At 29.0% G+C, this 15,601-nt stretch carries 13 protein-coding genes; 3 read left to right on the plus strand and 10 right to left on the minus strand.

Annotated features, from left to right (window positions below; all coding sequences use genetic code 11):
* Nucleotides 1-15: 15 nt before the first annotated feature.
* The 8 genes from J2S72_RS01830 to J2S72_RS01865 all read right to left on the minus strand — a co-directional run bounded on the left by J2S72_RS01830 (nucleotide 16) and on the right by J2S72_RS01865 (nucleotide 6,525).
* A complete protein-coding gene (locus J2S72_RS01830; RefSeq protein ID WP_036739247.1) occupies nucleotides 16-549 on the minus strand; it encodes a DUF6648 family protein in 534 nt (177 codons plus the stop codon).
* A gap of 112 nt (nucleotides 550-661) precedes the next feature.
* Nucleotides 662-1,096 (minus strand): hypothetical protein, encoded by a 435-nt coding sequence (locus tag J2S72_RS01835; RefSeq protein ID WP_023055221.1) that lies wholly within the window; start codon nucleotides 1,094-1,096, stop codon nucleotides 662-664.
* Nucleotides 1,089-2,003 carry a tRNA modification radical SAM protein MnmL/YtqA gene (mnmL, locus tag J2S72_RS01840; RefSeq protein WP_023055249.1) on the minus strand — a complete coding sequence of 305 codons (915 nt, stop codon included), beginning with the start codon at nucleotides 2,001-2,003 and terminating at the stop codon, nucleotides 1,089-1,091. Before mnmL ends, J2S72_RS01835 begins: the two co-directional genes overlap by 8 nt.
* 5 nt (nucleotides 2,004-2,008) lie before the next feature.
* Nucleotides 2,009-2,347: a DUF1292 domain-containing protein gene (locus tag J2S72_RS01845; protein ID WP_023055213.1), complete on the minus strand. Its 339-nt coding sequence runs from the start codon at nucleotides 2,345-2,347 to the stop codon at nucleotides 2,009-2,011.
* Between the two features lie 9 nt (nucleotides 2,348-2,356).
* Entirely contained in the window at nucleotides 2,357-3,808 is a 1,452-nt protein-coding gene (locus J2S72_RS01850; RefSeq protein ID WP_023055222.1) for an aminoacyl-histidine dipeptidase, read from the minus strand.
* 95 nt (nucleotides 3,809-3,903) lie between these two features.
* Nucleotides 3,904-4,380 carry a peptide-methionine (S)-S-oxide reductase MsrA gene (msrA, locus tag J2S72_RS01855; protein ID WP_023055236.1) on the minus strand — a complete coding sequence of 159 codons (477 nt, stop codon included), beginning with the start codon at nucleotides 4,378-4,380 and terminating at the stop codon, nucleotides 3,904-3,906.
* A gap of 9 nt (nucleotides 4,381-4,389) precedes the next feature.
* On the minus strand, nucleotides 4,390-5,715 hold the full coding sequence (locus J2S72_RS01860; protein ID WP_023055227.1) for a RelA/SpoT-related domain-containing protein: 1,326 nt from the start codon (nucleotides 5,713-5,715) through the stop codon (nucleotides 4,390-4,392).
* Nucleotides 5,716-5,760: 45 nt separating this feature from the next.
* Nucleotides 5,761-6,525: a peptidylprolyl isomerase gene (locus tag J2S72_RS01865; protein ID WP_023055193.1), complete on the minus strand. Its 765-nt coding sequence runs from the start codon at nucleotides 6,523-6,525 to the stop codon at nucleotides 5,761-5,763.
* 273 nt (nucleotides 6,526-6,798) lie between these two features.
* On the opposite strand from J2S72_RS01865, the gene glmS reads away from it, so the two are divergent.
* A complete protein-coding gene (glmS, locus tag J2S72_RS01870) occupies nucleotides 6,799-8,625 on the plus strand; it encodes a glutamine--fructose-6-phosphate transaminase (isomerizing) (protein WP_023055218.1) in 1,827 nt (608 codons plus the stop codon).
* Between the two features lie 105 nt (nucleotides 8,626-8,730).
* The gene (locus J2S72_RS01875) at nucleotides 8,731-9,975 is read left to right on the plus strand and encodes a hemolysin family protein (protein ID WP_307494884.1); all 1,245 of its coding nucleotides are present in this window, start codon (nucleotides 8,731-8,733) and stop codon (nucleotides 9,973-9,975) included.
* Nucleotides 9,976-10,014: 39 nt separating this feature from the next.
* Here J2S72_RS01875 and J2S72_RS01880 read toward each other — a convergent pair whose 3' ends face one another.
* Nucleotides 10,015-11,214, minus strand: coding sequence for an acetate/propionate family kinase (locus J2S72_RS01880; RefSeq protein WP_307494885.1), 1,200 nt, complete (start codon nucleotides 11,212-11,214; stop codon nucleotides 10,015-10,017).
* Nucleotides 11,215-11,316: 102 nt separating this feature from the next.
* Between J2S72_RS01880 and J2S72_RS01885 the strand changes: the two genes are divergently transcribed.
* A complete protein-coding gene (locus J2S72_RS01885; RefSeq protein WP_023055192.1) occupies nucleotides 11,317-12,471 on the plus strand; it encodes a nucleotidyltransferase in 1,155 nt (384 codons plus the stop codon).
* 105 nt (nucleotides 12,472-12,576) lie between these two features.
* Here the strand turns inward: J2S72_RS01885 and J2S72_RS01890 are convergent, their stop codons facing one another.
* On the minus strand, nucleotides 12,577-15,600 hold the full coding sequence (locus tag J2S72_RS01890; RefSeq protein WP_023055242.1) for a type I restriction endonuclease subunit R: 3,024 nt from the start codon (nucleotides 15,598-15,600) through the stop codon (nucleotides 12,577-12,579).
* Nucleotide 15,601: the final 1 nt, after the last annotated feature.

Genomic DNA, 15,601 nt, shown 5'->3' on the forward strand with positions numbered 1-15,601 from the left:
AAAGAGCCCTTAGGCTCAATATCTCTCATTGATATATTTATCAATGAGAGAATTTTTTTGATTTTTTTCAAATATATTTTTTTCTTTTAAGACTTTTAAAATCTTTTCATTTTTCGTATGAAAAATAGCTTCTTTTTCATCTTTTAAAACTATTTCAAAAATCTTTCCTTCCAAACCTTTAGAATCACAATTTATGTAGTAGGCACTTATATTTTTAAAATTTTTTAATTTTAAAATTTCTAAAATCATCCTATCTTTCAAATCATAATTTTTATTTGAAATGTTCATAAATCTATTATAGGCTCTTTTATTTTTCTCTTCCTTTGCCAGCATTCTATAATATTTTGCAACAATATTATAGTACTGATAATTGTACATTCCCTTTTCATAGGTATTTACAAATAAAAAGGGCTTGGGGTTTCTAAAAGAAAAAAACTCATAGCTCTTTATTAAAAATTCTTTTTTACTTATTAATTTGTCATCGTAATCTTTAATAAGTTTTGAGCGGTGCAAAAAGAACCGCTCAAAAACATTCTCTAAATTTGTCAAAATTTTTCTTTCTAAATATAGTAGGCAAATTGTAAAATTAGCGGCAATATAAGCATCACTATTAATATTATTACAATTATCCTTGTCAATAACTTATTATCTCTCATTATTTTTATTTTACTTCGTCCGATGTTATTTCAATGGAATTTTCTTTTAAATAGTCGGACATATCACTTTGTAAATAATCTACATTTATATAAATTTCTCTTGATGCCGCATCTTTTACGGATTCAAGTTTCTTATGTAGATACTCAAGGTCTGTTATACTTAAATTTAAAACCTTGTAAATTCCATCTACATAGATTTTTTGAAGGTCGTAATCCATTGCGCAAAGTCCGCAAATAAAACCGTAAAATGATTCAAGGTCATTTAAGTTATACTCAGTAGCATTTATAAGTCTTATATTATAATCAAGACTAAAAATGTGATCATCGTCAACTTCTACAAATGCAATGTTTCCATTTCCTTGTGCCATATCTTCATTAGCATTTTCTATTAGCCATCTTGTTTTACCGACACCCTTTGCGCCTAAAATAAATTTAATCATGATAATCTCCCTTTCTCAGATCTCCCTGAAAGTAATTATTTTCTTCCATCTCTTCTATTATTTCATCTCTTATTTTCCACCAAGAAGTGTTCCAGTTGCAAAATAGAGAGTTTTCTTTCGGAGCTCTTCCTATAATTCTTTCAACGACAATCTCTTTATTTAAATTTCTTAAAAATAAAATAACCCTTTTTTTATATTCCTCAAGATTTATTAATTCAATTTTTCCTTCTTGATAAAGTTTGCCTATAAGTGTATTTTTTAAAATATATAAAGCGTGAAGTTTTACTTCATCAATATTTAAAGCATTCATAAGTTTTGCAGCTTCAATTGTATCTAATTCATCATCCCAAGGCAAATTTAATATAAGATGAACTGCAATTCTAAGCCCATGTTTTTTCGTCCTTATAACTCCATCTATAAAGTCCGAAAGTCCATGACCCCTATTTATAATTTTTAAAGTATGATAGTTTGGAGTTTGCAAACCAAGCTCCAAAGTTACCATATAATTTTCATTAACCTTTTCTAAAAATTCTAAATATTTTTCTGGCAGGCAATCAGGCCTTGTGGAAATATTAATTCCTACAATATCTTCCGACAAACATTCTTCTATGGATTTTTTAAATTTTTCAAAATCCATATAAGTATTGGTAAAGTTTTGAAAATATGCTATGAATTTTTTGGCCTTATACTTTTTTTCAATCAGTGCCTTATTTTTTTCAATCTGATCTTTTATTGATCCGCACCTATTTTCAAAACTTCCACCCTCTTCTCCACAAAATATACAACCACCCTTTCCCAAAGTTCCATCTCTATTAGGACAAGTTAGGCCTTCTATTTTTATGGGAAGTTTATATACTTTTTCATTAAATTTTTCTTGAAGAAATTTTGAGTATTCCCTATATACCAAAGAAATTATTCTTCCTCATCTTCCTCTTCGAAATAAGATTCCAACTCTTCTACAACCTTATCATATAAATCTTCATCTTCAATTACATTTAGCTCAACTTCTTCATCGTTGATTTCATTGTATTCGTAGATTAAAATTTCTTCCTCTTCTCCTTCAACAGGGCAAAGAGCTATATAAGATTTACCTTCAAAATCAAAGATACCCAAAACTTCACATTGAAGCTCAGTTCCATCATCAAGGGTAATATCCATATAATCTACCATTTCTTCTTCATGTTCATCATGTTCATCGTGGCATCCGCAACCACATCCGCAATCTCCTTCGTGTAATAAAAATTTTTTCATATTTACCTCCTATTTTGTATTTTTTAAAATTTCTTTTATTAATTCATAAGTTCTTTCTGTAGACGAAATGCTTAAATTTTCACCAGGAGCATGTACTCCATGCATTTCTGGACCTATAGATGCCATTTCAATGTTCCCTATAGACTTTTTAAATATTCCGCATTCAAGTCCACCATGAGTGGCAAAAATCTCCATAGGCTTATTATAAAGATTTTTATAACTTTTTTGTATCAAATCAATCAAAGCTGACTTATCTTCAAAGGGCCATTCAGGATAGACTGAAAGAATCTCTAAATCTCCACCAAAAAATTTTGATAAAATTTTAATTTTTTGAGATAAAAATTCTTTAAGAGTTCCCTTATTGCTCCTTAAAGCTGAAATTATATTGATATAAGTTCCGTCATCTTCTAAAACGCCAATGTTTGATGAAGATTCAACTAAACCATCCAAATCACTGCTCATAGTCAAAACTCCATTTGGCATTACATTTAAAAGACCTATAATTCTTTTTTTAAGGTCTTCTTTTAAACATTTTTCTTCTTCAAAAGATTTTTCAAAATTTAGCCTTATATCAGGATCGATTTTACCCAATTCTTTTACATATTCGCTGTTTAATTTTATTGTTAAAAGTTGTGCGTTTTTTAAATCTTCTTCTTTAATTGCTATTTTAGCCTTTGAATATCTTGGAATTGCATTGGGCTTTCCACCACCGCTAAGGCTTATAAGCTTTATATTAAATTCTTCATCGAATCTATATAGGGCTCTTGCAAGTCTTACAATAGCATTTCCGTGATATTTGTGAATTTCTCCTCCGCTGTGGCCACCTTTAAGACCTGAAATGGAAAGTTCGTAAAAAATATATCCTTTTTCTAAATCTTCATATTCTTTTTTGAACCTAACTTCATTTCTTTGACCTCCTGCACAGGATACAGTCAATATTCCTTCTTCTTCAGAATCTAGATTTAAAAGCCTTTTTGAAGAAAGTCTTTTCCCATCTAAATTCAAAGCTCCAGTCATTCCAGTTTCTTCATTTGCAGTAAAAAGACATTCCAGCTTCGGTGCCTTTAAATTTTCATCTTCAAGAAGTGCAAGAATCATTGCAACTGCTATTCCGTTATCAGCTCCTAAAGTAGTTTCCCTTGCAATTATCTTGTCTTCAAAAACCTCAAAATTAATTGGATCTTTTGAAAAATCATGGTCCGATTCAGGTTTTTTCTCACAAACCATATCAATGTGACCTTGTAAAATAATAGGTTCCACATTTACATAATCTTTGTGAGCTTCCTTATAAACAATTATATTATTAAAACTGTCTCTGTAATATTGAAGTTTTTTTGATTTTGCAAAAGCTTCAATATAATCTGCAATTTTTTCTTCATGAAATGAAGGTCTTGGAATTTTCGTTATCTCTTCAAAATAATAAAAAACTCTATCGGGTTGATAGTTTTTTAATTTTCTCAATTTTTTCCCCCTCAAATTAATTATAACCTAAACAAAACAATACTTCATCAATTTATTTTTCTAAAAAAAATAAAACTGCAGCTTTAACTGCAGCTTTAAAAATTTAAATTTATATGGCAATAACCTCCGGGATTTTTATCTAAATAGTCCTGATGGTATTCTTCAGCCAAATAAAAATTGTCAAGTTTTTTTACTTCCGTTACAATTTCTCTTTTGTAATTATTTCTTATACTTTCTATAAAATCATCAATGATTTTTTTATCTCTTTCATCTGTAAAATAAACTCCGGTTCTATATTGATGCCCTATATCAGGACCTTGTCTATTTAATAAAGTAGGATCTATTACTTTAAATAATTTTTCTAAAAGTCCTAAAAGGGAAATTTTTTTCTCATCATAAATAATTTTCACTGTTTCTGCAGCAAGGGTCCTGCCACTACAAACTTCTTCATAAGTTGGATTTTCAGAAACTGAATTTGCATATCCTACATCTGTATCAACTATTCCCTCAAACTTTTTAAAATATGCTTCAACTCCCCAGAAACATCCTCCTGCAAAATATATTTCTTTCATTTTTACCTCTTAATCTTTATCAAATATAAATTTTAAATCATCTTTAGAATTCTTATCTATAAATTGAATTATTTCAGGAATTTTTTGCTCAATTTTTTTAGGCGCTTTTCTCATAATAAAATCAAAAGTTGATTCTTTCTTAAATCCAAGAGCAGTTATTTTTAAAAGTTCATCTTCTATTTCCTTTTGAGCCTTATAAGTTAATTTTGTATCGGCGAAGCCATCAAGGAAAATTAGAGAATATTTATATCTTAAAAAATATAAAAATTCTTCAAAAGACTCTGCCCTGGAACCTCCTTCAATTATAAAAATTATTTTAAAGAAAAGATTCCATTCAAAATCTTCGTTAATAACATTTACAAGGGATGCACCTATAGAGCGAGTAAAATCATCAAAATATGATGGGGTTCTGTCAAAAACCAAATAGTGTTCAAGATCCAATTCCATATCGCTTATAGCCGTTATCCTGTTTAAAAGTTTAATGAATTGATCTCCATAAGAAAGCTCTTTTTGTTTTACACATTTCATAAAAAGATAATCAACTATTACATCAGTTGTATCTTTAAAATTTAAAATAATCCCCAGTTCTTCCCTAACCTTATTAATAAAGACATCATGAATTATTTTTGAAAGAAGAATTTTTAACTGATCCGTATTATCCTGATAGCTTTTATTTTCCATGCTTTCTACATGGTTATAAAGAAGCCTTAATTGAGTGTCTATCATAATAAGGTTTGTTCTTATAGAACCTAAAATATCCCTGAAAAAATTTTCAGTAATCATATAATTATAGTTTTTATAAAGAACCTTATGATCAATTTCTCCCCAAAATACATTTACAATGGATTTTACCTGTAGTTCAAAATGTATTTTTCTCCCATCATCAAAATATTCTCCGTCAATTTTATAAATTTCAAAACCGTTTTTTTGAATTTGAGGTTGAGGCTCAGAAAGCTTTAAACGAATTTTTTTGTAAGATTTTGTCGTGTAATAATCATCATCGACTTTAATGTTAAATATCTTTTTTATTTTTTTGAAAATTTTTTCTTCATCTTCAATAAATCTGCACTCACACCTTAAACCTACTAAATCCTGAAGGGTGAAAATTGTATCTTCTTCCGAAAGTCCAGAAACATAATAATTATTTCTTACAATTTTTTCTTTTACACTTTCTCTGCTTTTAACTCTATATGTAATATTTACAAAGGATTCATCAGATTTACACATAGCTCTAAAAGCTTTAGATAGTTCATGGGCAACTTTTTCAAAAAGTTCTCTATTTTCATCTAAATATTTTAAAGCCCCATCAATAAAATTAAATAAACCAAGTCTCATTTAAAACCTCCCTTATATAGATACCCATTTCAGAAAAAAAGACGCTTATGCGTCTTCTTCTACTGAATGTTTTTCAACCTTATATTTTTCTGAAAGTTTGCCCATAGTATCCATATAAAGTTTTTGTTCTTTTTGTTTTCTGATTTTATTTTCAATTTGACCTTTTACTTGATCAAAAGTCAATTTTTTTTCTTCATTTTTTTCATTAACTTTAATAATGTGATAGCCGAATTGTGTTTTTACAGGTTCAGAAACTTTTCCAACTTCCATTTGGAAAACAGCTTTGTCAAATTCAGGTACCATTTGTCCTGGATAAAAAGTTCCTAAATCTCCACCCTTTTGTGCAGATGGACAAGTTGAATGTTCCTTGGCAAGATCTGCAAAATTTTCTCCCTTATCTATTTTATTTTTTATTTCTTGAGCTTTTTCTAAGTTATCAACTAAAATATGAGAAGCGTGAACAGACTTTGGTGATAAAAATTCATCTTTATGTTTTTCAAAATAGTCTTTTATTTCTCCTTCAGTAACTTTAATATCTCCGAAAAGTTTTCCAAGAGAATATGTTTTTAACAAAGACTCTTCAGTTTTTCTTATAACTTTTTGAAATTCTTCATCCTTGTCCCAGCCTTTTTCCTTTGCATTTAGATATAACATTTCTTGATAAATTAATTCATCTAAAACTTGGTCCAGTAATTTATTTTTAATAAAATATTGACCTGTACTGGGATCCAATTGACTCATAAAAATATTAAAGTCTTCTCCTGTTATTGTTCTATCTCCAACTCTTGCTAAAATTTTTTCTTTTTCCATTTTTTCCTCCATTTGTTAATTTAATAATAACACACATAGAAAATACAGACAATTTAATACCTTTAAACTTTACTATTCAAAAGCTCTGTGTTAATATTCACTTTGAGATAAAAAAATATTAAGCGCCAGACCTTATTGGTTAACGAGGAACGAAGTTATCGAAATTTCGGCGGATGCTTCGTAGGTACCACAGCCTAAACATCAAACAAATATGTAAGCAATTACAAAACAAAGTTGATGGAGTGGATCTCTAAATTATTTTTGGAGGTAAATATGTGCGGTATAGTATGCTATAACGGAGAAAAAGAGGCTTTAAATATAGTTCTTGAAGGCCTTGAAAAATTAGAGTATAGAGGTTATGACTCTTCAGGAGTTTCTATATTAAAAGATGGAATTAAAACTATTAAAAAAGCAGGTAAAATTCAAACTCTACTAAAAGAAATTGAAAAATCTTCTTTTGATTTAAATTCAAAAATTTGTATAGGACACACAAGGTGGGCAACTCACGGCGTTCCCACAGATATAAATGCTCATCCCCACAATTCTATGGATAATTCTATAAGTATTGTTCATAATGGGATAATTGAAAATTATCTAAGTATTAAAGAGGATCTTATTAAAAAAGGTGTTGAATTTAAATCTGATACTGACAGTGAAGTAATAGCTCAAGCCCTTGGAAAATATTATGAAAAAGATTTGTTGACAAGTGTTTTTAAAGTTAGAGAAATTCTTGAAGGAGCTTATGCTTTAGGAATAATTTCTTCTAAAGACCCAGGAGTTTTAATAGGTTTAAGAAATGATGCTCCTTTAATTGCTGGAATATGTGACGATGGAGTTATCCTTGCTAGCGATATTACAAGTATAATAGAACTTACTAAAAAAGTTATATATCTTGAAAACGGGGATCTTATTTATATTAAAGATGGAAAGTATAAAATTTATGATAAAAATAAAAATATAGTTCAAAGAGAAATTAAAGAAATAAATTGGACTTTTGAAGCTGCAAGCAAAGAAGGCTATGAACATTTTATGATTAAAGAAATTCACGAACAACCGCAAATGATTAAAGATGCTGTAAGTTTAAGAATTTCCAACGGATTTATAAAACTTTCAAATTCCTTTACAAAAGAAGAAATAGAAAATTTCTCCAATATTTATATTGTAGCTTGTGGAACTGCTTTTCATGCAGGAGAAGTTGGAAAATATCTTTTAGAAAAATATTTAAAACGCCCTGTCTTTGCTGAAATTGCATCAGAATTCAGATACAATGATCCCTTTATAGATGAAAATTCTCTTTTAATTGTTGTTTCTCAATCAGGAGAAACTGCTGACACTCTTGCAGCTATTAAAGAAACAAAAAGAAAGGGTGGAAAAGTCCTTGCCATTACAAATGTGGTAGGTTCTTCCATAGATAGAGAAGCAGATAAAGTTATGTATTGTTATGCAGGACCTGAAATAAGTGTGGCTTCAACAAAGGCCTACACTGCGCAAGTTATTGCTTTGTGTTTCTTAACTTTAGACTTTGCTTATAAGACAGGAAAAATTTCTCAAGAAGAATTAAAAGAATTTTTAGATGAAATGCAAAATCTTCCAAAATATATTGATGAAATTTTAGATAGAGAAGATGTTTTTAAATCTATAGCGGAAGAAATAAAGGATTCTTTCTCCTCATTTTATATAGGCAGAGGTCTCGATTATTTAAGTGCAAAAGAAGGTGCTTTAAAATTAAAAGAAGTAACTTATATTCACGTTGAATCTTTTGCTGCAGGAGAATTAAAACACGGATCTTTAGCTTTAATTGAAAATGGAACTCCGGCTTTTGCCGTAGCAACTCAAAAAAGACTTCTTGAAAAAACTCAATCAAATATAAAAGAAATAACTGCTCGTGGAGGACATGTATATGGAATAGGAATTCACGATGAAAATGAACTTTTAGACAAAGCTTGCAAAAATGTATTTTATCTTCCTGAAACTAAAGAAGATTTAATGCCTATCTTAAGTGTAATACCTATGCAACTTCTTGCTTATTATACTAGCCTTGCAAAAGGAATTGATGTTGATAAGCCGAGAAATCTTGCAAAATCAGTAACCGTTGAATAAAATTTAAGGCGACTTAAGGTCGCCTTTTTATTTTACAAATTCCTATTAATAGACTTTTTTTTAAGCAAATAATATAATAAGTAAAAAGGAGATTTGAAATTTTTAATGATTTATTTTTATATACTTTCTTGGTTTATATTTTTGGTGCTTTCTTATAAATTCACCATAATTGAAAATTCTTTTTTACATCTTTCCCCCACAAAAAAAGAAAAACTTATTGATGATGGAATTGATGTTAAATACATTGAAAAATTAAGCAAGGATGGAAAAATATATTCCACAACTTTAATAGGAGATTATTTTTCAAACGGTTTAAGTATAATTTTTCTTTCAATGACATTTTATAAAGCTTTTGGTAATAGATTTTTATATTTAGGTTGTATTCTGGGAATATTTTTTATTATATTGTTTGGTGAATCTCTTCCAAAACATATTGCTAAAAAAAATTATGAAAGTGTTATTGAAAAAAATAAAAACTTTACCATATTTATTTTTTATTTTTTAAAACCTTTGGTATTTTTTATAAGGCTTCTTTTAAGCGGAATTTTTAAAATTTTTAAAATAAATTGGTCCTACAAAGAACCACTAATGACTGAAGATGATTTAAAAGATGCCGTAAGTATTTCTTTAAAAGAAGGAATTATTGATAAAAGTGAAGTTGGAATTATTGAAAATGTAATGGGCTTTAGAGATTCTTTTGCAAAGGATATAATGACTCCACGAACTGATATTGTTGCTCTTGATGTAAATTCAACTTATGAAGAAATCGCAAAGACAATAAAAGAAGAAAATTTTTCAAGAATGCCAGTTTATGAAGATGATTTAGATAACATTTTAGGAATTCTCTATGTAAAAGATCTTTTCTCAAAAACTTTTACCGGATCTCTTAAAGATAACTTAGACCTCTTAAAGCAACCCTACTATACTTTTGAATATAAGCCCATAGCAAATCTTTTTAATGAAATGAGACACAAAAAAATTTCCATTGCCATCGTCTCTGATGAATATGGAGGAACAGAAGGCATGATAAGCACCGAAGACTTAATTGAAAAAATTGTCGGAGAAATAAATGATGAATATGATGAAGAAGAAGATATGGACTTTATAAAACTTGCTCCCAATAAATATTTAGTTGACGGTTCCATGAACGTTGAAGATTTAGGTCATCTTTTAAATAAGGACTTTGAAACTGAAGAATTTGATTCTGTTGCCGGTTATATTATTGAAAATATAGACAGGTTCCCTAAAAAAGGCGAAGATATTATTTTAAACAATATAAAATTTCATATTGCAGAAGCTTCTAAAAACAGAATTGATAAAATTATAGTAGATATAAATAAAAACAATTAAAAAAGCCGAGTCAAAAATGACTTGGCTTTTTTATATAGATTACATTTCTTCAACAATTCTCTTTGTATCTCTTGCAATCATAAGTTCTTCATTTGTAGGAATTACCATGACTTTTATTGAAGAGTCATTTGAAGATATTATAGCTTCTCTTCCTCTTGTCTTGTTTCTCCATCTGTCAAGTTTTACTCCAAATTGACTTAGAGCATTAATTATTGCAGCTCTGTTGTCCGGTGAATTTTCTCCTACTCCTGCAGTAAAGATTATTGCGTCACAATAATCAAGTTCAGTTAAATAAGATCCTATAGTTTTAGTAACTTGAGCTTCAAAAGCATCAAGAGCAAGAGCAGCTCTTTCATTTCCCTTTGCCGCTGCATCTTCAAGATCTCTAAAATCTGATGAAATACCTGAAAGTCCTAAAACACCGCTCTTTTTATTTAAAATTTCGTTAATTTCAGCAGGACTCAAATTTTCTTTTTCCATGATAAAAGTAACAATTGCCGGGTCAATATCTCCTGAACGAGTTCCCATTATAAGTCCTTGTAAAGGAGTAAATCCCATTGAAGTATCCCAGCTCTTTCCATGTCTTATACAAGAAATTGAAGATCCGTTTCCAAGATGGCAAGTAATTAAATTTATATATTCTTTATCTTTTCCTAAAAGTTGTGCAGCTCTTTCAGTTACATATTTATGACTTGTTCCGTGAAAACCATATTTTCTTATTTTATATTTTTCATAATATTCATAAGGAATTGCATACATATAATTTACAGCTGGCATAGTGTGATGAAAAGCTGTATCGAAAACTGCAACTTGAGGAGTATTTGGCATTAACTCTTCACAAGCATTTATTCCTATAATGTTTGGAGGATTGTGTAAAGGAGCAAGCTCTACATTTTTTTCAATAGCTTTTTTTACTTCTTCAGTAATTAAAACAGAATCTGAAAATTCTTCTCCTCCATGTACAACTCTATGGCCTACAGCACCTATTTCATTTACACTTTTAATAGCTCCTATTTTTTCATCAAGAAGACACTTAATTACAAGACTTATCGCATCTTTGTGATCAGCTAAAGGAGTTTCAATAACTTCTTTTTCTTTTTCTTTGGTCTCATGTTTAATTCTTGAACCGCTTATTCCGATTCTCTCAACAAGACCTTTTGCTAAAGCACATTCTTCTTCAGTATCAATTAATTGATACTTTAAAGAAGAGCTTCCGCAATTAATGACTAATATATTCATTAATACCTCCTAAAATATTTTACTTTTAGATTCCTTAGTAATTATACCATAAAATGATGGAAAAATTTTAAATGAAAATTGTATAATAAATATGGTGATAAAATGAAAATAGGTTTAGTTGCAGAATATAACCCTTTACATAAGGGTCATTTATATCAAATAAATAAAATTAAAGAAATGTATCCCGATGGAAAAATTATTGTATGCATGTCTTCAAACTTTGTGCAAAGAGGAGAACCTGCAATAATAAATAAATTCCAAAGAGCAAAACTTGCCATAGATTTAGGCGTAGACTTAGTTTTTGAACTTCCCGTTTATTTTTCAACACAAAATGCTGAAATTTTCGCAAAAGCTTCAATAAATATTTTGAATAAATTGAAAGTTGAAAAAATTATTTTCGGTTCTGAAGATAAAATTGAAATTTTAAAAAATATTTTGGAAAAAATAGAAAATAATAAAGATATTTATAGGGAAAATTTAAAAGAAAATTTAAAAAAAGGCTATTCCTATCAAAAATCTTCCCTTATTGCCATGGATTTTTTAAATAAAATAGAAAAAGATGCCCTAAAAAAAGCCAATAATATTTTGGGCCTTGAATATTTAAAAGCTATAAAAAAAATAAACCCTGAAATTTCAGCCCAAACCATAAAAAGAGTGGGAGTAGACCACAATAGCCAAGATTCCACCTTAGAATTTGCATCTGCAAGTCTAATAAGAAAAAAAATTTTTCAAAATAAATCCGTAAAAAATTTTTTACCCCTGGAAACTTATGAAAGCATAAAAAAACAAAAACTCAACAATTTGGAAAACTATTACCATATTTTTAAACATCAAATCCTCTTAGATTCAAGCTTAAAAGACTATATGGACTATGAAATAGGTATGGAAAACCTGTTTTTAAAAAATTTAGATGCCAAAAATTTTTCTGAATTTATTAATTCCTGCACAAATAAAAGATATTCATCCTCAAGAATAAGACGCCTAATACTTTCAAAAATATTAGACTTAAAAAAGGAAGACATAAAAAATTATTTATATCTGCCCTACCTAAGACTTTTAGCCGGAAACTCAAAAGGATTTGAAATTTTAAAAGACCTTGAATACCCAATAATTACAAACAAAAAAAATTTAAAAGACCTTAGCCCGGAAATAAAAGCAATATATGAAAAAGAAGTCTTTGCAACAAATGTATACAACACATTTTCCACAGGTAAATTAAACGAAGACTATACAAGAAAAATATTTATAAAAAAATAAAACTAAAAAAGCAGCTATTAAAAAAGATTTAATAACTGCTTTTTTTCAATCCCAAAAATCTATCTAAAAAGTTTTTTAAATAGATTTATAAGTTCCAATTAAATTTTATATTCCAACAAAAACATCTACAATTTTTCTTATTTTTTCCAATACAGATTCTTTTTTCTTTTCTCTTGCTCCTTGCCTACGGGAAACAGGGGGCATTATACTGTCCAGCTCATCTCCTGCATATTCAACATAGCCCTTGCTGATAGCCTTTTCTATAAACCTTTTTGAATATTCTTTAAGATTTTCCTCTTCAATCAAAGATAGAATTTTCTTTTGCTTTTCTTTCTTTGCAAAACTATAAAATGACTCAAGAATATCATCAGTATTTTTTAATTCAGATAATCGTGTACTATTTATAAAGTCCATAATCAATCCCTCTTTAGCTCTGGTGCCAAGACTTGATCTAATCACCCTTCTGACTTCAGCCTTTAAGCTTTCCACATCATCATGCTCTTTTGACTTTTCCAAAATTAAAGCCAAAATATAGTCTAAATTTATTTCATCTGTTTTAAGTAAATCTATTTGGAACTCAAGGTCGGAAAAATCAATTTGTCCATTATCTGATTCGCCATTTCTCCTATGGTTTAAAATACTTTCTCTAATATCTACATAGACGCTCTTCATGTCCTGCATTTGTCTATCTGAAATAATTTTCTCAAATTTTTCAAACTCATCGAAGTTTCTAAGTATATTCTCCGCTTTAAGAAGTTCCCCAAAAAGTTCTACAAAATCTTTTTTATCAGCTTCTAAAATAATTCCTGTAGGCTCCGGAAATTTAGAAACTATCTCATTACATATTTCTACATAACCCTTTTGAATCTTACCTGTTTCTTCATCCTTAAAACCATTAATATACTCTTCATAAGACTTTTCCAAAATAATATTAACACTATTTTCATCGCCAAAAGTTTTTATCGCATCCCTTGTAGCTTGTTCCAAATCCCTAAAACAAACAATATTTCCAAAAGTTTTCACCTTATTCAAAATTCTATTCGTCCTTGAAAAAGCCTGAATAAGTCCATGATATCTAAGATTTTTATCAACAAATAGTGTATTTAATGTAGGTGCATCAAATCCCGTTAAAAACATGCCTACCACAATAAGTAAATCAATTTGTTTTTCCTTCACCTTAAGAGATAAATCCTTGTAATAATTTTGAAATTCATTTCCATTAGTGGAAAAATTTGTCTTAAAATATTTATTATAATCATCTATAACCTTATCCAAAAACTCTTTTGCAGATGAATCCATAGCAGAAACATTAAAATCTTCTTCAGAAATTTCTCCAATAGACCTTTGTTCTTCATTGGCTGCAAAACTATAAATTGTAGCTATTTTAAGTCTTTTATCTTCAGGCAAATCGCTTTGCTGCTTTTCAAACTCTTCATAATATAATTTTGCAGCATCAACACTTTGAACAGCGAACATAGCATTAAATCCATTGAGCCTTCTATGTTTCAAATCATAAAAATCATTTCTATGGGTCTTTGTATCAAAAACCCTAAGAATGTGCTTAGTAATTTCAGAAATTCTCTGTGGATGAAGGAGCATTTTATTTTCTAATTTTTCTAACTTACAATCATCTTTCTCTTTTTCAGCACTTTTAAATTTAGGAGTTATATTATTGTAATCAACCTTAAACTTCAAAACCTTGCCATCTCTAATAGCATCAGTAATAACATATGAGTGAAGTTGTGCCCCGAATATTCCCGCTGTCGTATCTCCGCCAAGGGAATTTTCTGGAAAAATCGGAGTACCAGTAAATCCGAATTGGTAATACTTTTTAAAAGCCTTTCTTATATTCTTTTGTGCATCTCCAAATTGAGAACGATGACACTCATCATAAATAAGAACACATTGCTTATCATAAATTTCATGGTTAGGATTTTTCTTCACAAACTCATTTAATTTTTGAATAGTTGTTACCACAATCCTATTATCATCTTTTTCAATGCATCTTTTAAGCTCCTTGGTATCCTTACTTCCATTTACACTATCCGGCTGAAATCTTTGATACTCTTTCATAGTTTGATAATCCAAATCTTTTCTATCAACAACAAAAAATACCTTATCAATAAAATCAAAACTTGTAGCAAGCCTTGCAGTCTTAAAAGAAGTTAAAGTCTTACCGGAACCTGTAGTGTGCCAAATAAAACCTCCAGCCTCCGTTTTCCCGAATTTTTTTGTTTCATAACTTGATTTTATCTTCCATAAAATTCTTTCAGTTGCAGCAATTTGATAAGGACGCATTATAAGAAGAGTATCGCTCACATCAAAAACACAATATTTAGTAAGTAACTGTAGAATAACACGCTTTTCAAAAAAAGTTTTTGTAAAATCTTCTAAATCACAAATTACTTTATTTTTAGCATCAGCCCACTCGCAAGTAAACTCATAATTGTTTTTATTCTTTGCAGTCGTGTTAGCAAAATACCTGGTGTAAGTACCATTAGAAATAACAAAAATTTGAACATACTTATACAAAGATCCGTCACTATTGAAACTCTCTTTAACATATCTGTGAATCTGGTCATATGCCTCATGTAAATTCACGCCTCTTTTTTTAAGCTCAATATGTACAAGAGGAAGACCATTTACAAGAACTGTTACATCATATCTGTTGTCATGAGTTCCCTTTTGAGCAAATTGATGAATAACCTGCAAAAAATTGTTATAAATATTTTTCTTATCAATAATCTTAATATTTTTTAAATGACCATCATCAAAAATAAAATCATAAATATTATTTTCTTGAATCTTCCTAGTCTTTTCAATCATTCCATCATTAGGAGCATCTAAATATTCAAGTAAAAATCTTCTCCACTCCTCACCTGTAAAAGAAACATTATTCAACCTTTCAATTTGATTCTTTAAATTTCTATACAAATCATCCTTGGAACTTATATTTATAAATTCATAACCTTGAGACCTTAAATTATCAATTAACTTTCTTTCAAGTTCACTTTCACTTTGATAGGAAGATTCTCTAAAACTTGTATCCTTTTTAAAATTCGCTAAAATTATTCCATTTGTCATTTCAGCAATAGTTGACCTGCCATAATTTGTGGTTTTTTCGGACATA

This window comes from Peptoniphilus koenoeneniae (assembly GCF_030812875.1).
In the GTDB taxonomy this organism is placed as follows: Bacteria; Bacillota; Clostridia; order Tissierellales; family Peptoniphilaceae; genus Peptoniphilus_B; species Peptoniphilus_B koenoeneniae.